Annotated in this window: 17 protein-coding genes; 7 read left to right on the forward strand and 10 right to left on the reverse strand. The window is 61.5% G+C overall.

Features of this window, described 5'->3' with window-relative positions; genetic code table 11:
• Positions 1-74: 74 nt before the first annotated feature.
• Positions 75-989, forward strand: coding sequence for a YihY/virulence factor BrkB family protein (locus FF124_RS03115; RefSeq protein WP_138747037.1), 915 nt, complete (start codon positions 75-77; stop codon positions 987-989).
• Here FF124_RS03115 and gluQRS read toward each other — a convergent pair.
• On the reverse strand, positions 954-1,844 hold the full coding sequence (gene gluQRS, locus FF124_RS03120; protein ID WP_138747038.1) for a tRNA glutamyl-Q(34) synthetase GluQRS: 891 nt from the start codon (positions 1,842-1,844) through the stop codon (positions 954-956). The genes FF124_RS03115 and gluQRS overlap by 36 nt on opposite strands.
• A 34-nt stretch (positions 1,845-1,878) precedes the next feature.
• Between gluQRS and FF124_RS03125 the strand changes: the two genes are divergently transcribed.
• Together FF124_RS03125 and FF124_RS03130 are read left to right on the forward strand one after the other, a co-directional pair.
• Entirely contained in the window at positions 1,879-2,523 is a 645-nt protein-coding gene (locus FF124_RS03125) for a DNA-3-methyladenine glycosylase family protein (RefSeq protein WP_138747039.1), read from the forward strand.
• A 116-nt stretch (positions 2,524-2,639) separates the two neighbouring features.
• On the forward strand, positions 2,640-3,197 hold the full coding sequence (locus tag FF124_RS03130) for an HNH endonuclease (protein WP_024708466.1): 558 nt from the start codon (positions 2,640-2,642) through the stop codon (positions 3,195-3,197).
• Between the two features lie 82 nt (positions 3,198-3,279).
• On the opposite strand, the gene FF124_RS03135 is transcribed toward FF124_RS03130, so the two are convergent.
• Positions 3,280-4,305: an HAD family hydrolase gene (locus FF124_RS03135; RefSeq protein WP_138747040.1), complete on the reverse strand. Its 1,026-nt coding sequence runs from the start codon at positions 4,303-4,305 to the stop codon at positions 3,280-3,282.
• Positions 4,306-4,446: 141 nt separating this feature from the next.
• The gene (locus tag FF124_RS03140) at positions 4,447-6,186 is read right to left on the reverse strand and encodes an arylsulfatase (protein WP_138747041.1); all 1,740 of its coding nucleotides are present in this window, start codon (positions 6,184-6,186) and stop codon (positions 4,447-4,449) included.
• 362 nt (positions 6,187-6,548) lie between these two features.
• Here FF124_RS03140 and FF124_RS03150 point away from each other — a divergent pair, with 362 nt between their 5' ends.
• Both FF124_RS03150 and FF124_RS03155 read left to right on the forward strand, forming a co-directional pair.
• A complete protein-coding gene (locus tag FF124_RS03150) occupies positions 6,549-7,595 on the forward strand; it encodes a helix-turn-helix domain-containing protein (RefSeq protein ID WP_138747043.1) in 1,047 nt (348 codons plus the stop codon).
• A gap of 187 nt (positions 7,596-7,782) precedes the next feature.
• Positions 7,783-9,075 carry an alpha/beta fold hydrolase gene (locus FF124_RS03155; RefSeq protein ID WP_138747392.1) on the forward strand — a complete coding sequence of 431 codons (1,293 nt, stop codon included), beginning with the start codon at positions 7,783-7,785 and terminating at the stop codon, positions 9,073-9,075.
• A gap of 9 nt (positions 9,076-9,084) precedes the next feature.
• Here FF124_RS03155 and FF124_RS03160 read toward each other — a convergent pair whose 3' ends face one another.
• The 4 genes from FF124_RS03160 to FF124_RS03175 are packed head-to-tail and all read right to left on the reverse strand — an operon-like array spanning position 9,085 to position 12,882.
• Positions 9,085-9,531, reverse strand: a complete 447-nt coding sequence (locus FF124_RS03160; protein ID WP_138747044.1) for a MaoC/PaaZ C-terminal domain-containing protein — start codon at positions 9,529-9,531, stop codon at positions 9,085-9,087.
• Positions 9,531-10,640 (reverse strand): ABC transporter substrate-binding protein, encoded by a 1,110-nt coding sequence (locus tag FF124_RS03165; protein WP_138747393.1) that lies wholly within the window; start codon positions 10,638-10,640, stop codon positions 9,531-9,533. The genes FF124_RS03160 and FF124_RS03165 overlap by 1 nt, the downstream gene beginning before the upstream one ends.
• A gap of 17 nt (positions 10,641-10,657) precedes the next feature.
• Positions 10,658-11,821, reverse strand: a complete 1,164-nt coding sequence (locus FF124_RS03170) for a CaiB/BaiF CoA transferase family protein (protein ID WP_138747045.1) — start codon at positions 11,819-11,821, stop codon at positions 10,658-10,660.
• Positions 11,818-12,882: a Gfo/Idh/MocA family protein gene (locus FF124_RS03175; RefSeq protein ID WP_138747046.1), complete on the reverse strand. Its 1,065-nt coding sequence runs from the start codon at positions 12,880-12,882 to the stop codon at positions 11,818-11,820. The genes FF124_RS03170 and FF124_RS03175 overlap by 4 nt, the downstream gene beginning before the upstream one ends.
• A 267-nt stretch (positions 12,883-13,149) precedes the next feature.
• Here FF124_RS03175 and FF124_RS03180 point away from each other — a divergent pair, with 267 nt between their 5' ends.
• A complete protein-coding gene (locus FF124_RS03180; RefSeq protein WP_138747047.1) occupies positions 13,150-13,482 on the forward strand; it encodes a zinc ribbon domain-containing protein YjdM in 333 nt (110 codons plus the stop codon).
• A gap of 115 nt (positions 13,483-13,597) precedes the next feature.
• Here the strand turns inward: FF124_RS03180 and FF124_RS03185 are convergent, their stop codons facing one another.
• The 3 genes from FF124_RS03185 to FF124_RS03195 form a co-directional block, all read right to left on the reverse strand.
• Entirely contained in the window at positions 13,598-13,927 is a 330-nt protein-coding gene (locus tag FF124_RS03185; RefSeq protein ID WP_138747048.1) for an L-rhamnose mutarotase, read from the reverse strand.
• Between the two features lie 49 nt (positions 13,928-13,976).
• Positions 13,977-14,801, reverse strand: a complete 825-nt coding sequence (locus FF124_RS03190) for an amidohydrolase family protein (protein WP_138747049.1) — start codon at positions 14,799-14,801, stop codon at positions 13,977-13,979.
• A 76-nt stretch (positions 14,802-14,877) separates the two neighbouring features.
• Complete coding sequence (locus FF124_RS03195; protein ID WP_138747050.1) at positions 14,878-15,633, reverse strand: IclR family transcriptional regulator; 756 nt, start codon at positions 15,631-15,633, stop codon at positions 14,878-14,880.
• Positions 15,634-15,820: 187 nt separating this feature from the next.
• Here FF124_RS03195 and FF124_RS03200 point away from each other — a divergent pair, with 187 nt between their 5' ends.
• Positions 15,821-17,143 carry a type 2 periplasmic-binding domain-containing protein gene (locus tag FF124_RS03200; protein ID WP_138747394.1) on the forward strand — a complete coding sequence of 441 codons (1,323 nt, stop codon included), beginning with the start codon at positions 15,821-15,823 and terminating at the stop codon, positions 17,141-17,143.
• Positions 17,144-17,171: the final 28 nt, after the last annotated feature.

Raw genomic sequence — 17,171 nt, forward strand, 5'->3', positions numbered from 1 at the left:
TGATGCCCTTCATCATCCTATATAAGGAAGCCAAGAGCGCCACAAATGCAGTTGAACCGCCATTGGGAGCCAGAATGAAGACAGCGATCCGGATGACGTGGAAGGTTGCCTATGATGCGCTCTATCACTTCAGCGAGGATGACGGGTGGGCAATGGCAAGCCATGTGGCGCTGTCCACGCTGCTGGCGCTGTTTCCCTTCCTGATCTTCGGCACGACGCTTGCCGGCTTTCTCGGCGCCGACGAATTTGCCAATGTGGCCATCAACTTCATCGTCGGCGCCTGGCCGGAGGCGATTGCAGAGCCGGTGTCGAACCAGATCCGCGAGGTGCTGACGGTGCCGCGCGGCGGGCTTCTGACGGTCTCGGTTCTGGCGGCGGCCTATTTCGCCTCGAACGGCGTCGAGGCGGTCCGCCTGTCGCTCAACCGCGCCTATCGCGTGGAGGAGACGCGCAGCTGGTGGTGGCTGCGCATCAGGAGCCTCGGCTTCGTGTTTCTGGCGTCGATCATCTTCGCATTCTTGAGCATCATGTTCGTGGTGGTGCCGATCGCGCTGCATTTCGCCGAGCGCTGGTTCCCCTGGCTCGAGGACGCGCTCAACCTTCTTTCCAACGCTCGCCTGCTCGGCACATTCCTGCTCTTGATGTTCGGCCTGGTGATCGCGCACCTCTTTCTGGCGGCCGGCAGAAGGCGGCTTGTCGATGTGCTGCCCGGCGTCATCCTGACGCTGGTCGTCTGGTCGGTCTTCGCGTCCGGCTTCGCCTACTATCTCGGCACCTTCGCCCAGTACAGCGCCACCTATGCCGGTCTCGCGACGCCGATGATCCTGCTGGTCTTCCTCTATTCGATCGGCGTGATCCTGCTCTTGGGCGCGGAGGTGAATGCGGCGCTCTTGAAATACAAGGTCATCAAGCACGCGCCATGGAGTCGCCATCACGCCCGCAAGGCAAGGCATTCAGAAACCGCACATGACCCTAATGGCAGCGGGTGAGGCGCCGTTTGCGCGCAGTTCGGAAAGCGCGGTGTCGCCGTTCGATTTCGAAAGCTTGCGGCCGTCCTCATCCAGCATCAGCCGGTGATGGTGGTAGATCGGGGCAGGCAGGCCGAGAAGCGCCTGCAGCAACCGGTGGACGGCGGTGGCGTGATAAAGGTCCATGCCGCGCACCACATGGGTTATGCCCTGTGCGGCGTCATCGGTGACGACGGAAAGGTGATAGCTCGAAGGCGCATCAGAGCGCGACAGCACGATATCGCCCCAGGCCGAAGGGTTTGCCGGTACTTCGACAATGCCGTCCGCCGTCTCCTCCATCCAGAAAAGCGGCGCTTCCAGCGTGTTGAGGGCCTCTTCCATATCGAGCCGGAACGCATGGCGCATGCCCGTGGCCAGAAGATCCTGTCGCTCTTGCCGGGAACGTCGGCGATCGCGGTCCGGATAAAGCGGCGCGCCATCGGGATCACGCGGCCAGGTTTTTCCGGAAGCCTCGCTCTCGCCGACCAGCCGTTTCACCTCGCCGCGCGTCATGAAGGCCGGATAGGCGAGCTTGCGGTCGATCAGCATTTGCAGCATGTTCTGGTAATCGGCGAAATGTTCGGACTGGCGGAAGACCGGCCCGTCAAAGCCGATCCCAAGCCAGCGCAGGTCTTCGATGACGCCCTTCTCCAGAGCCGGCGTGCAGCGGGCGCGGTCGATATCCTCGATCCTCAGCAGCAGCCTGCCGCCTGCCGCTTTCGCGCGCCGCTCGTTCTCGAGGGCGGAAAGCGCGTGGCCCAGGTGCAAGCGGCCGTTCGGGCTCGGCGCAAAGCGGAAAACGGGTCGATCGTGGTTCTGGTTCATGCGATGAGGCATTCGCTTTCACTGTTCGCCGGGAGGGACAAGACCGATGCAGCGCATCAGCAACAGAGCCGATCTTGATCGCGCCGTGGTCCGGTTATGCGAAAGCGCGCCGGCAATGGCAAGCATCGCGGCACAAAGCGGCGAAATCCCGCTCAGGCTGCGGCCCGGCGGTTTCGAGGGGCTTGCGGAGGTGGTCACCGGTCAGCTGATTTCCAAACAGGCGGCAGCTTCCATTTTTGCCCGTATCAAGGCGGCCTGTCATCCGCTGACGCCGGAGACCTTTCTTACGCTCTTACCCGAAACGCGCGCGGGCCTCGGCCTCACCCGCGCCAAGCAGGCAAGCCTTGAGGCGATTGCTCTGGCCATCCTTGACGGCCGTCTCGACCTTGCGCGCGTTGCCGACATGCCGAGCGAGGAGGCCATTGCCGCGCTCACGGTCCATCGCGGCATCGGGCCGTGGACGGCGGAGGTCTATCTGATGTTCTCCGCCGGACATATCGACATCTTTCCGGCCGGCGATCTGGCGTTGCGCGCCGCTGCCGCGCAGGCCTTCTCGCTTGGTCGCAGGCCCGACATCGACGCGCTGAGGACGCTTGCCGAGGACTGGCGTCCCTGCCGCGCCGTGGCGGCCCGAATCCTCTGGGCCTATTACGCCCGCGTCATGAAAAAAGACGTTCTTCCGGTGGGATAAAGAATTACCTGTCATTTACCCACTGCATTCGACGCCTCGATTTATCAGGCTTCACAATGCTGTAACAACAAGCCTAATATACAGGAGAAAGATGCCGAATCGATCAGGAGAGCAACTTGACGATTGCAGTCTCGCCTCAGGCCTTGCCGGCGCTTGTTCTGAACGCCGACTACAGGCCCCTGAGCTATTACCCCTTGTCGCTGTGGTCCTGGCAGGACGCGATCAAGGCTGTCTTTCTTGACCGCGTGAACATCATTGCCGAATATGATCAGGCCGTTTCGTCACCCAGCTTTTCCATGCGCCTGCCGAGCGTGGTCTGCCTGAAAACCTACATAAAACCTTCGCGCAATCCGGCCTTTACCCGCTTCAACGTGTTCCTGCGCGACCGGTTTCAGTGTCAGTATTGCGGAACCCGCGACGAACTGACCTTTGACCATGTTATCCCGCGCTGTCGCGGCGGACAGACCACCTGGGAAAACGTGGTCGCCGCCTGTTCGCCCTGCAATCTGAAGAAGGGTTCGCGCCTGCCCAAACAGGCCGGCATGATCCCCCACCAGAAGCCGTTCCAGCCAACGGTGCAGGACCTGCACAACAACGGCCGCCTGTTCCCGCCGAACTATCTGCACGAAAGCTGGCTCGACTATCTCTACTGGGACAGCGAACTGGAACCGTAAGCAGGGTTTCGGGTGGGATTGTAAATGCACCCATAAAAGTCACAAAAAAAGGTCGCGGCATTCGCGCCGCGACCAAGGTGGGTTACTTCGCCGCGGACGGGAAGATCGTTGACCAGTCATTCTTCATGCTGATCACGGTCCAGTCGCTGGCATCCGCCTCGTCGAGGGTCGACTGCGACATGTGACCAAAGGGAGAATCGGGTAGGCCGCCTGCGGGCCCATAGGCATATTCGCGGGTCCCGTCATCGTGATGGACCAGCATCATCAATGTGGCGGCAGGGCCAGCGGCGGTCCATTCCAGCATCTGGCGGTCGCCATCCGAATTGCCGAAGGCCGCGACGGGGCGCTTGCCGATGAAGGCGTTGATGCCGACGGGTTTGCCGTCCTTGTCATCGTCGAAGGCAAGTTCGGCAAGCCTGGTGAGTTGCGGTTCGCCGTCGATGATCTCGAACTTGGTCTTGACCGAAGAACCGACCACCTGCTCGGGCGGAATGCCGTAGACATCCTCGGTGATGACGCGCATGAACTCGATGCCGCCGCCGGAGACGATATAGGTCTTGAAGTCGTTGTCGCGCAAATAGTCCAGCACTTCCAGCATCGGCTGGTAGGCGAGCTCGGTATAGGGCCGGTCGAAACGCGGATGCTTTGCCGTCTTGAACCAATCGGCGACGATTTGCTCGAAGTCTGCCGTGCTCATACCGGTATGGGTCGCGGCAATCAGTTCGACCACGCCCTTCTTGCCGCTTTTTTCGAGCCCCTTCATGTCGCCGGCAAGCACGGATTTGAACGGCTCGGTCGTCTTCCATTCCGGATGCTGCGGCGCAAGCGCCTTGACGCGGTCGAGCGCGAAGGCAAGCTGGGTATACATGGGATGCTCGGTCCACAGCGTGCCGTCATTGTCGAAAACGGCGATCCGGTCCGCGGGCGCGACATAGTTGGGGCCGGTCTCGTCCGTCGCGCTTGCGACGAAATCGAGAATGGCCTGCTTGGTGTCTCCTGCGTTCCATGAGGGCAGCGGTTCGGTGTCCTGCGCCATCGCAGGAACCAGCAGACCGGCCATGAAGACCGGCGCAATCAGAGCCGCGCGTATCGGGCCAACAATGCTCATCTCATTCCTCCAGTTATGGTATGCGGGTGCAGATTTGCATAATGCAGGCAGCATAAGGCCCGGCAGACCCCCAGGCGCCAGGTCGCTTATGTGCCAACCGGGCCGGCCCCGAAAGGACCGGCCCGGCTCACTCAGTCTGGCTTAGTCATGCGCCGGATTGGCGGATTTGACCTGCTGCATGACCTGGTCGAGGTTGTAGCTGGCGGGGTTTTGAAGCGGCGGGAATTCCTTGTAGGTTTCCAGTTCCTGCAGCCACAGAGCCTGTCCGATCGGCAGCATGTTCCAATCGTAGATATAGGCTGTCAGCGGGCCGCCGAGTGCGCCACCGACACCGGTAAGCGTCTTGGTGAACGAGCCGATCGACTGCTCGAAGGGATCGCGCTTGATGTTGACCACCTGGGTCCAGCTGTACTGCTCGACGCCATTGAAGGTCTTGGTCGGATCCTGATCGACCATGGCGAAATACATCTTCCAGTTCTTGTAGCGCACCGCCGAAGGCGTCTGGCCGGAATAGTAGAAGAAGGTATCGCGCACCGGCGGGTTCTTGCCGGTCATGGCCCCGAACTGGTTCACGCCGTCGAGCCGGGTCTTGACGATGCCGGGATATTCGCCGGCCTGGATCTGCTTGTTCAGATCGTCGCCCTTCGGACCGCCGGCGATTTCGACCAGGGTCGGCAACCAGTCAAGCGCTGCGAAGATGTCGTTGTTGACGGTGCCAGGTTCGATGTGGCCGGGCCAGCGGACCACGAGCGGCACGCGCATGCCACCTTCCCAGGTGGACAGCTTGCCCGCGGCAAACGGTGTGACACCGCCATCGGGGAAGGTGATCGTTTCCGCGCCGTTATCGGTGGTGAAAACCAGGATTGTGTTGTCGAGCTCGCCCATGTCTTCGAGCTTCTGCATCACGAGACCGATATTGTCATCGAGCTGCTTCATCGCGGCTTCGTTGACGCCCCAGTCCTTGCCGCCCCTGGTGCCCAGCATGTTCTTGTACTTGTCCGACAGAACCGTCGTGACATGCATGCGGGCGGGGTTGTACCAGACGAAGAAGGGCTTGCCGGTCTTGTCCGGGTCCTTGCGGTCGAGGAAGTCGACAACCTTCGCCGAAATTTCCTCATCGACCGATGCCGAACGCTCCAGTGTCATCGGACCTTCATCCGTGCAGCTCTGGTTCGCCTCGGTACCGTCGGAGGATTTGCAGGAAATGATCGGACGCGGCGGCGTCATGCACAGACCGTCGGACGGATCAATGGCGCCGGGCGGATCGGACAGACCCGGAACCGGGGTGTTGGTGCACGGTGCAACGAGCGCCTGTTCGGTCGGGCTCGAGTTGATATCGGGGAAGCTGGCGGCCTGCATGGCGTCCAGATGGTAGAGATAGCCCCAATATTCTTCGAAACCGTGCGCGGTCGGCAGGGATTCGGCCGTGTCGCCGAGATGGTTCTTGCCGAACTCGCCGGTGGAATAGCCGAGATCCATCAGGAAGCGGGCCAGAGACGGAGTCCCCTTGCGCAGATAGGATTCAGAGCCCGGGATTTCCGGCAGCAGCATGCCTGCGCGCACCGGGTTCATGCCGGTGAAGAAGGCGGTGCGGCCAGCCGTGCAGCTCTGCTCGGCGTAATAATCGGTGAACATCGCGCCTTCATGGCCAATGCGGTCGATATTCGGCGTTTCGCCGACCATCAGTCCGCGGTGGTAGATGCCCGGCTGCATGTAGCCGACATCGTCTGCCATGATGAACATGATGTTGGGTTGGGACGGCTTGGTGCTAGCGCTGTCCTGCGCCAGGGCGCTAACCCCGGTCAGCGCCGATGCGCAAAGGGCAGCAGCCATCACGGCCCCCGTCCTTGCCAGGCGTCCAGGCTTGAAACTCAGTGTCATGGATAGTCCCTCCATCTTGCTCCGGCTTTGGTCCGGGCGTCGCTAGAATGATTGTGAATTCATTGACTGACGTGTCGGACAGTGCGCTTGCGCGCGGCCGAATTCGGTGTGATCCCTGAAGCGGATACTGATCCGCCCCCACCTGCCTGAACTTGTTTTTCCGTCATATGCGCGTTGAGGTTGACGCCGGGAATTGCTATGTCTTGCGAAAGCCCCAACAAATGCATCCCTTCTGCCGGAATGGTCATCGGCATCTGGACTTGTTCAGTTTAGATCGGTTCGCACCCGTCCCTTGGTGCTTGTTGAAACTATCGCCAATTGACAAAGGTCGCTTTTCATTTGACGTCACTTTGGAGTAGCCGATGCCGAAAAGTGGAAACCCGGTCGCGCTGGCGCGCTTGAGAGGGATCGGCCCGTTGCCGGCCATGATCGAGGATGCCGCTGGCGACCGCGGTCTGATCAGGACGTTTCGGGACGCCGGCCTTCCGCTTGAAGTGCTCGACCACAAGGATATGCCGATCCCGCTCAGTCTGATGAGCGCGCTTTTCGAGAACGGTGCCAGAACGCTTGGCGACCGGACCTTCGGATTGTCGGTCGGCAGGCGCATGTCCTACAGGGTCTACGGGCATTGGTCCGACTACAGCGGTCAGGCGGGCGACCTGGCGGGCGCCTTGCAACGCGCATGTGCAACCGTCGGCTCTCAGTTGCTCGGTTCAAAGATGGAATTCGGCCGGGAACACGATCGTTGGTTCTGGAGGGTCACGCCGCGGCTTGGCCGCGAAAACAGTGTTCAATATTCAGACCATATCATCTTTCCCATGCTGGCCTTTGCCCGGATTTATCTTGGCGCGGACTGGAGGCCGGATTATATCGAGGTCGGCTATCCGCGGGACAAGGCCGCCTTGAGCATCGAGACCGCGCTTCAGACCGGACTGCGGTGCGGCCGGCGCGGCGTTGCCATTCCCTTTTCCGAAGAAGAACTCGCGCGACCGCATCCTGCCATGGCTGCGATCTCGTTGCGGCCTTTGACGCTGAAGGCGGTGACGGATGACGTGTTGCTCAAGGACGCGCCGGAGCCGGCGCGTTCATTCTCAGCCATCGTGACCTTGCGTTTGCTGGCGGGCGAGAGCGATATAGAGGGCGCCGCCGAAATCGCCGGCTATGGCGTTCAGGGCCTTCAGCGTCGCCTGCGGATCACGGGTTATACCTATCGTGAAGTTCTTGAGACGGCCCGGTGCAAGCGGGCTCAGACGCTGTTGTCTGAGACTGACCTTTCCGTCTCGCAGATCGCGTTCGCGCTCGGTTACGAGGAGCACGCGAATTTCAGCCGCGCCTTCCAGCGGTGGATGGGGTGTTCGCCCTCCGCGTTCAGGGCGAGGGTCGCGAATACCAGTCGTCCGCGGGCATAGGCCGACATTTCAGACGGCAGCCATCACGCCGGCGCCCGCGGTCCATCGGGACCTGTGCGGCAACAGGCCTGTCTTTCTTTCGCTGCGTTTCTGCGGACCTGCCCTTTTCGTATGCCGCAAAAGCGGATAGGGCTCGGGAGATGGCTGAAAGGCCGAGCAATCTGACAGGTCAGGATGACGCGCGATGATGCCGAAGCAATATATCATTCCCGGGATGATGATCCGGGACATGCTGGTGCCGGTGCCGCTCGACTGGTCGAAACCGGACGGCGCTTTTATCCAGATTTTCGTGCGCGAGATCGTTGATCCGGTGAAACGGCGCGATGACCTGCCGACGCTCGCCTTCCTGCAGGGCGGGCCAGGCGGCAAGTCGCCACGGCCCATCGGCGGCGGGCCGTCCTGGCTTGCCGAGGCGCTGAAGACACATCGCGTTATTTTGATTGACCAGCGCGGCACAGGGCGCAGCAGCCGCATCGAGGCCGAAACCATGGCGCGCTTTGAGAGCGGCGAGGCGGCGGCCGACTATCTGATGCATTTTCGCGCCGACAGCATCGTTGCCGATTGCGAACATGTGCGCAAGAACCTGATGGGCGATCGCAAATGGGAGACGCTCGGCCAGAGTTTCGGCGGCTTCATCACGCTCACCTATCTGTCCCAGGCGCCGGAGGGGCTTTCCGCCTGCTATGTGACCGGCGGTCTTTCCGGCCTTTCTGCCTCGGCGGACGAGGTCTATCGCCGCACCTATCCGCGCGTTCTTGCCAAGAACCGGCACTATCACAAGCGCTATCCCCATGATTCAGGCCTGTTCTCGCGCATCGCCGATCACATCAAAGCCAATGACGTCCGCCTGCCGGACGGCGACCGGCTGACCGTGCGTCGGCTGCAGACGCTGGGGTTCGCCTTTGGCGGGGCGACCGGTTTCGAAAGCGTTCACTGGCTGATGGATGAAGCCTTTTCCGATCCCGATGAAACGAGGCTCTCCGACAGCTTCCTCTATTCCGTCATGGCGGCGACGGGTTTCGATGCCAATCCGCTCTACGCCGTTCTGCAGGAAAGCATTTACGGGCAGGGGAGCGCCCCGACGAACTGGGCCGCCGAACGCATCCGGGCCGAGTTTCCCCGCTTCCATCCCGATCAGCGACCGCTGATGATGACCGGCGAAATGGTCTATCCGTGGATGTTCGAGGAAATCCGGTCGCTGCGTCCGTTTCGGGATGCGGCGGAAGCGCTTGCCGCGCGGACCGACTATCCGCCGCTTTATGACGCGACCCGGCTCTTTGCCAATGACATTCCGGTTGCCGCTGCCGTCTACCACGACGACATGTATGTCGACGCCGGGCTTTCGCTGGAGACGGCCGGCCGTCTCGGCAATTGCCAGGCCTGGGTCACGAACGAATACGAGCATGACGGGCTGCGCCAGAGTCCGGATGTCTTCCGCCGCCTGCGCAAGCTCGTGCAGGAACGCGGCGGCCCGCTCTGATCCCTGGTATTACTTGCCGCGCCTTTCCACCAGATAGACATGGTCGCAGGCCATCACCACTTCCTGCCGCTGGTTCCAGACCCGGACCTCCTCGATCACCCGGCCATGGCCCGGCCGTTTCGGATCGTCCTCGCAGCGCGTGATCGTCAGGACTGTGTGGATCGTATCGCCGATGAAGACGGGCTTTGGAAAGCGCAGCCGCTCATAGCCATAGGTGAAGGAGAGGGGGTTGATCTCGGACGCCGACAGCCCGATGCCAATGGCGAAGGTCATGGTGCCATGGGCGATGCGCTGGCCGAAGGGATGATCCTTCATGAATTCCGCATCCATGTGGTGGGGAAAGAAATCGCCCGTATGACCCGCGTGGACGACGAAATCGGTCTCCGTGATCGTCCTTCCACAGGTGCGGCGCTCCTCGCCGACCTTGATATCCTCGAAATGGCGTGGCCGCTCCATCAGAAACTCTCCTCAAACAGTGTGTTGAACCGCGCGATGGCCGCATGGGCGGCGACCCCGTCTCTGAGCGCCTCGTTGAGCGCATCGGAGGCTTCTGCCTGAAAGCGCATGTAGCCGTTATGGCGCGGGCGCAGGAACGATGTCTCCAGCGTTTGCCGCGTGTTGCGGTAGAAGTCGTGGGTCTTCGCGTTGACGGCATCGTCGGTCCAGCCGGCGTCATGGCCGGGCTGGCCGCCGGCCTTGGGATAAAGCCCCGACTGCACCGTGCCGCCTGCCACCCAATAGGCGTAGTCGATGGCGGCTTGCCTGTTTTCGGAAAACGCCGAGACGGCAATGCCGGTGCCGCCCAGTGCGGAACCGCAGGGGCCGTTATCGCCAAGCGCCGGAATGTCTGTGAAGGTCAGCCGGTGCGGGCGGAAGCCGTCGATGGCGTAGTTCACATAGCCGTAGATATAGGGCGAAAGAGCGGCCTTCGGCTCGGGTTCCGCGAGTGCCTCAAGCACGGCGATCGGGTCCATGGCAAAATTTTCCGCAGGGACCATGCTGGCCAGTTCGGCGAGTTTTTCATAGACGGCGATGCCATCATCGACGCCGATCAGCGGGCCGGGGTGTTCCGTCTGGCAGGGCCTGCCGGTATTGGCGGCGAGCGTGTAAAAGGTCATCAGATTGTGCGGCGGGCGCAGCGGCAGCACGACGCGGCCCTCGCAGGCAAGCGCGATCAGGCTTTCCCAGTCTTGCGGCAGCGCCGAAATCAGGTCCGCCCGGTAGGCCATCACCTGGGCAGCGGCATCCAGAGGGAAGGCCCATTGATGGCCGTGATAGTGATAGCTCGGATAGGACGCGCCGACGGAGCCTCTTGCAATCGCCTCCCGTTCATCCCCGCGCCCGGGGACATCAAGCGGCGCAAGGCAGTTCTCCGCCGTGATCTGGCCCACATGCGGATGATCGATGACGATCATGTCATATTGCCGCGCCAGTTCCTCGACCGGAAAGCTCTCGAAATCCTGCAGGTTGCGCTTGTCCCATTCGATTGCAACGCCGGTCTTCCTCCGCCATTCGGCAGCGCTTGCCACCATCGGGTCGTAGCCGCGCGGATGGCTCCAGGTCATGCCTTTCAGTCTGATCGTCACAGGCCGAACTCCGCCCGAATTGCTGCCGTCTGCTCGCCGATCTTCGGTGCAGCGCGGTCGGTCTGCATGCGTTTGCCGTCGACCCTCAGCGGCGAGCGCGTGGTGCGGATCGAAACCCCGTCCTCGCGCGTCACCGTCTGCAGCATGTCGAGCACCTTGAAGCCGGCATGGTGCATCAACTCCGGCCAATCGAGCACCCTGGCGCACCAGACATCGGCCGGTTCCAGAATGGAGAGCCAGTGATCCGTGGTCTCGGTGGCAAGATGCCTGGCGATGATGCGCTTGATGTCGTCGCGCGCGGTAAACCAGAGGTCAGGCTTGCCGCGATAGGGCGCCAGATCTTCGAGCTTCAGCACATCGGCGAGCTGGTCGATCGGCATCATCGCAAGCGTCAGCCAGCCGTCGGCGGTCTGATAGACGCCGTAGGGGGCGGAGAGATAGGCATGGGCGGAGCGGAAGGACGAGCGCTTCGGCGGCCGCTCGCCATCATTCAGATGCGTGGTCAGCACCTCGAACTGGAAGTCGATCATCGCCTCCAGCAGGCTCGTTTCCACATGCGCGCCCTTTCCGGTGCGGCCCTGCCTCACCAGCGCCGCGAGAACGCCCTGCGCCAGTGCCGCGCCCGCCAGCATATCGGCAATGGCGAGGCCGAAGGGCACAGGACCCTGGTCGGCGTCGCCGTTCAGCCACATCACGCCGGAGCGCGCCTGCGCGAGAAGGTCCTGGCCCGGTCGGCTGACCCAGGGGCCTTCATCGCCATAGCCGGTGATCGAACCATAGACGAGGCCGGGAAAGTCCTTCTTCAGCGTCTCGTAATCGAGCCCGATCCGCTTGATCACGCCCGGACGGAAGTTCTGCAGCACCACATCCGCCTTGCCGATCAGCCTTTTCAGCGCGGCAAGGTCGTTCGGGTCCTTCATGTCCAGCGCCAGGCTTTCCTTGGAGCGGTTGATCGCGTGGAATATGGTCGAATCGCCGCCGATCTCGGTGTCGGACAGGTAAAGCCGGCGGGAAAGGTCGCCGAGGCCGGGCCGCTCGATCTTGATGACCCGCGCGCCGAGATCCTGCAGGCGCAGCGAACAATAGGGGCCGGAGAGAAACTGGCACATGTCGAGAACCAGCACGCCCGAAAGCGGCAGGTCAGTCTTGTCTGCGGTCATGGTTTTTCCTTGATCGGGGTCGCCGGCCGGGCGCTGCTCTCATAAGCGGCCTCGACCAGCGCCATGGTGTTCCAGGCGTCCTCGACGCTTGTCAGAAGGGTGTCGTCCTCACCGGCGATAAAACGCTGGAGATTGTTCATCACGCCGATGAAGGCGTGGGGGAACCAGGTGCCGGATAGCGGGATCTCTTCCCAGTCGCCGCCCTTTTCGCAGAACCAGAGTTCGTCCGGAACGCCCTTGGGGTAATCGAGATTAACGCCAAGCGTGGTGATGGCGACCCCCTTGGTGCCCTCGAAACGGAAATAGCAATCCTGGAATTTCGGACCGAAATCATGGTTGTGATTGACCGACATGACCGCGCGCACGGGCTCGGGATAGTCAAGGATCGCCGACGTGCGCGACTGCGAAACGGTCGTCTCCGGATGGCCGAGCGTTTTTGCGTGGATGCCGCGCGGATCGCCGAGGAAATGGCGCATCAGGTCCAGGTAGTGGATCGAGTGCAGCAGGATCTCGACGCGCTCCATGCCCTTCAGGAACGGCCAAAGGTGCCAGGGCGTCATGATGTTGGCGTGGAGCTCGACATCGACGATTTCGCCCAGCGCGCCGCTTGTGTAGAGGTCATGGATCGCCAGCATCATCGGCGAGAAGCGAAGCTGGAAATTGACGGCGGCCGTCAGCTTCTTCTCGCGTGCAGCCTTCAGGATCGCGGTCGCCTCGGCAAGGTCGCGGCCCATCGGCTTTTGCAGAAGGGCAGGCGCCCCTTCGGGCAGCTTCTCGATCACGCCTCGATGAGCGACCGGCGGCAGCGCCAGGTCGAAGACGGCGTTTTCCGTCGCGATCGCCTCGTCAAGGCTGGCGAACGGCGTGATGCCCCATTCGGCGGCAACCTTGGCGGTGCGTTCGGTATCGAGATCGAACAGGCCGACGACCGGCAGGCCGGCCATGCGATAGGCGGGAAGATGGGCATCGGCGACGATCGAGCCGCCGCCGATGATGACGATTGGGCGCGGCGACCCTGCCGCTGCCCAGCTTTGCGCCGGGCTGCGAGATATTTCTGACAACCTGCTCCTCCTTCAGGCGAGAGTGTCATTCTTATGTGAAGAGATTATTTAAATTTGGATGGAATTCAAGGGGGCGCATGTGGCTCCGTGTGTTTTCCTTCCGGTCGCTGTTCCCGATCGTGCTGCTGCAGAGCCACACGTCTGCACTCGACAGGTGTTCCTTTTCGCACTACGAAGCCTTGTTTTTTCGACCATCGCAATAAGCGCCGTGCAGTCTTCGTGGCGCCAATCCTGCTCGTCGCAGCGCCAACGATTAAGAGGATGATCATGAGCGAATTGCCACCCTGTCCCAAATGTCAGTCGGTTTACACCTATGAAGACGGCGCGCTGTTGATGTGCCCTGAATGCGGCAATGAATGGTCGCCTGGGGCGGACATGAGCGGCGAACCGGAATTCAAGGACGCCAATGGCAATCGACTGGCCGATGGCGATACGGTCACCGTCATCAAGGACCTGAAGCTCAAGGGTTCAAGTCAGGTTCTGAAGGTCGGCACCAAGGTGAAAAACATCCGTCTTGTGGAAGGTGATCACAATATCGACTGCAAGATAGACGGTTTCGGCGCCATGAAGCTGAAATCGGAGTTCGTGAAGAAGATCTGAGGTCCGCTCCGGCAAGGGCCTCAGTTTCTTGATGTCTTCGCCTCAGCCGCCACCGCTTCCGATGCGGCGATGCGACGGTTGGCTGCCGCTTGGAACGGACCAGGGCGTTGCCGCCTCAGGCGAGATGGAAAACGTCTTCCATTTCGATCCACCATTCGCCGTCCTTGGCGGTGTCGAGCGGTTTCTGGCAGGGCATGCAGACCGACCACCATTCCTGCGTCTTCGGATCGGCGGCCATCTTCGCCACGTCCGCCTTATAGTCGTTGCCGGTATATTCATAATAGGAAAACAGCAGGTTTTCCGGCTCGCGCAGAAAGATCGTGTAGTTCTGGATATTGCACGTCTTGATCATGTCCAGCACGTCCGGCCAGACATTGGCGTGCAGACGCTTGTATTCGTCAATCTTGTCGGCGTTGAGTTTGATCACCATTCCGATGCGCTGCATGGGTTCCTCCCTGTTTCAGCAAAATAAGATGAAGTGGCGTCCATGCCCTCTAAAGCCGGTAGACCTTTTCCGCATTGACGCTGAACAGTTTCTTCTGCTCGTCCGTGCTGGCATCGGCGACCAGTTCCTTCGAGGCCGCCACCCAGTCCTCAAGGCTTGCAAACAGCGTGCAGACCGGGAAATCCGAGCCCCAGACGACGCGGTCGAAAGTGAAGGTGTCGAGCACATGGCCGACATAGGGGCGCAGGCTTTCGACGCTCCAGTCCGCGCCGCCATAGGCAATGACGCCGGAGATTTTCGCCGTCACATTGGCAAGTTTCGCGATCTCGCCGATATGATCGCGCCAGGGGTCCAGTCCGTCATTCTCGATGTCCGGCACGCCGCAATGGTCGAGCACGAACTGCACTTCCGGACATTTCCGCGCCAGGTCTATGGCGAGCGGAAGCTGGCGGGCCAGCACGCAGAGATCGAATGTCATGTCATGGGCGGCAAGCCGACGGATATTCTCGACGAAAATCTCCGACTGCGAGAGTTCGTCGGGCATGATGTGCAGCACGCGACGCAGGCCCTTGACCCCGTCGATCGCGGCGATGCGCTCCAGATAGGCGGGAAAGTCCGGGCTTTCCGGCCGGCCGGCGGCAATCGCGCCGGCAATTCTCTCATGTGCGCCGACGATGAAGGCGCTCTCGGCCTCCATGTCGTTCTCCGCGACATCGACCTCCATGTGCAGCGCCTTTTCGATGCCGAGCTTTTCGGCACGGGCGAAGTAGTCTTCCGCCGTTGCCTGGCGGTCAAGGGCCGGGGCCTCCTTCAGCCAGGGATAGGAAAAGCGGTCCTTGTAGACGAGGTGGAGATGGGTATCGATGATGCGCATTTGGTCCTCCCTTGGCCCGCGGGCGGGCGTGTCTGCCTCGGTTCGCCCAACCTTATCGGGGCGGGCGGGCTTGATGTCAGTCCTCCGGCCGTCCCTTCGACAGGCTGGCGGCGGCCGCGCGCACCAGTTCCAGCGTATGGGCGCGGTCCTCGCGGCCTTCGCGGTCGAGCCGCTCGGTATAGGGAGAGGTGACGACCGCCATCACCGAGCCGAGCGGGCCGATGACAGGAGCCGACAGGTTGGTGACGCCGGCGATCTGTTCCGACGGCATCATCGTGTAGCCGTCCCTGCGAATGGTTTCGAGCAATGCCTCGACCTGCGGCGACATCGTCTCGCCCGCGCCCTTCAGCATCAGCGCCCGGTTCTCAGGCGAGGAGAAAGCCAGGAAGACGAGACCGGAACCGGTCGAGGTCAGCTTGAGCTGGGTGCCGACGCGTACGGCGAGAGACCAGTAGCTCGGCGCATCCACCTGGGCGACGACCACGGCGGCGTTGCGGTCGAAGACCACGAGGTGGCACGACTGGCCCGATTCCTGCGCGACCTGCTGAAGCAACGGCATCGCCTGGTTCACGAGCCGCCGCAGCGGCGGGCGGGCATGGACCAGTTCGAACATTTTCAGCGTGATTTCGTAACGGTCCTCCGGGGTGCGGCGGATATATTCGCGGCGCACCAGCCGGTCGAGCATGCGGTAGATCTCGTTCGGGGTGCGTTCGAGCGACTTGGCGATCTCCGCCTGGCTGAGCGCACCGTCCGTTTCCGCGAGCAGCTCGAAAATATCGAGTCCCTTGTCGAGCGCCGGAGCGCGGTAACGGTCGGATTCATCTGTTGCCATGGTCGATCCTCAAGCGGCGGGTGATCCTTTTCACCCTGAAATTGCTGCGAAATTGCCGGTGTTCCTGTCCAATATCAAGAGCGGCGTTGACGGCTTCGCCGAAATGATGCTTATATACAAATAGACTTTTCAAATATGGAGGATCAAGTCTTTTCTGGACTTGAAATTGAGGAGGACAAATATGCGACTGAAGTTATTGAAGGCGTCGCTCATTGCGTGCTGCGCGGCCGGCGGCCTTGCCGCATCGGCCCAGGCCGATGATTTCGACTATGGCAGCTTTCCGGACTATACGCTGAAGGTGAAGCTGATCGGCGGCACTCAGTATGAGAAGCTCTATACCCGTATCCCTGAATGGGAAGAAATGACGGGCGCCAAGGTCGAGATCGTTTCGTCCAAGAACCACTTCGATCTTGACCGCGAGATCAAGCAGGACATTGCCGCCGGTGGCATTTCCTGGTGCGTCGGCTCCAACCATACGAGCTTCGCCCCGCAATATGGCGATCTCTATATCGACCTTGCCGAACATATCCCCCAGTCCGAGCTCGACAAATATGTCCAGGGCACGCTGAAGGCTTCCACCGTCGATGGCCGTCTGGTGCAGCTGCCGCGCGTTACCGACGTTTCCAACATCTATTATCGCAAGAGCCTTTATGCCGATCCGGCAAACCAGGCCGCGTGGAAAGAGAAGTATGGCACCGAACTGGCGCCGCCGAAGACCTTCGACGAGTTCCGCGACCAGGTGATCTTCTTCGCCGATCCGCCGAACCTCTACGGCACGGCCTTTGCCGGCAAGGACGAGGGCATGTCGGGCCGCTTCATGGAAATTCTCCGCGCCAATGGCGGCGATATGTTTGATGAGGACATGAAGCCGGTGTTCAATTCCGAAGCCGGCGTTGAAGCGCTGCAGTGGTTCATCGACATCTACGAGGCCGGCGCGGTTCCTGCCGGTACGGTCAACTACACCTGGGACGATATCGGCCAGGCCATGGCCGCCGGTCAGCTTGCCGTCGACCTCGACTGGCCGGGCTGGGCCGCCTTCTTCGCTGATCCGGAAGCCTCCAAGATCGCCGATGATCTCGGCTATGCGGTCTCGCCCGTCGGTTCGTCGGGCAAGCGCGGCGGCTGGTCCGGCTCGCATTCCTTCTCGGTCACGCAGGATTGCGACAACAAGGACGCCGGCGTTTCCTTCGCCGTGTTCATGACCAATGACGAGAGCGAACTGATGGAAGCCATGGCCGGCAATCTGCCGACTCGCACGGCGACCTATGACGAAGTCGTCAAGTGGTTCAACGAAAACGGCAAGGAAAACCTCGCCGAGATGTTCACGGTGTGGAAGGGCTCGCTTGACGACGCCCGCACGCCGCCGCTCATTCCGGAGTGGATCCAGGTCTCCAATGTCCTGTGGCCCGAGCTGCAGGCCGCCATCGTCGGCGAGAAAACGGCGCAGGAAGCCCTCGACGATGCAGCCGAGGAAGCGACCTACATCATGGAAGACGCGGGCTACTACTGATCCCGCTCCCTTCCAAGGCATGACGTCG

The sequence above is a fragment of the Martelella lutilitoris genome (genome assembly GCF_005924265.1).
Taxonomy (GTDB): Bacteria; Pseudomonadota; Alphaproteobacteria; order Rhizobiales; family Rhizobiaceae; genus Martelella; species Martelella lutilitoris.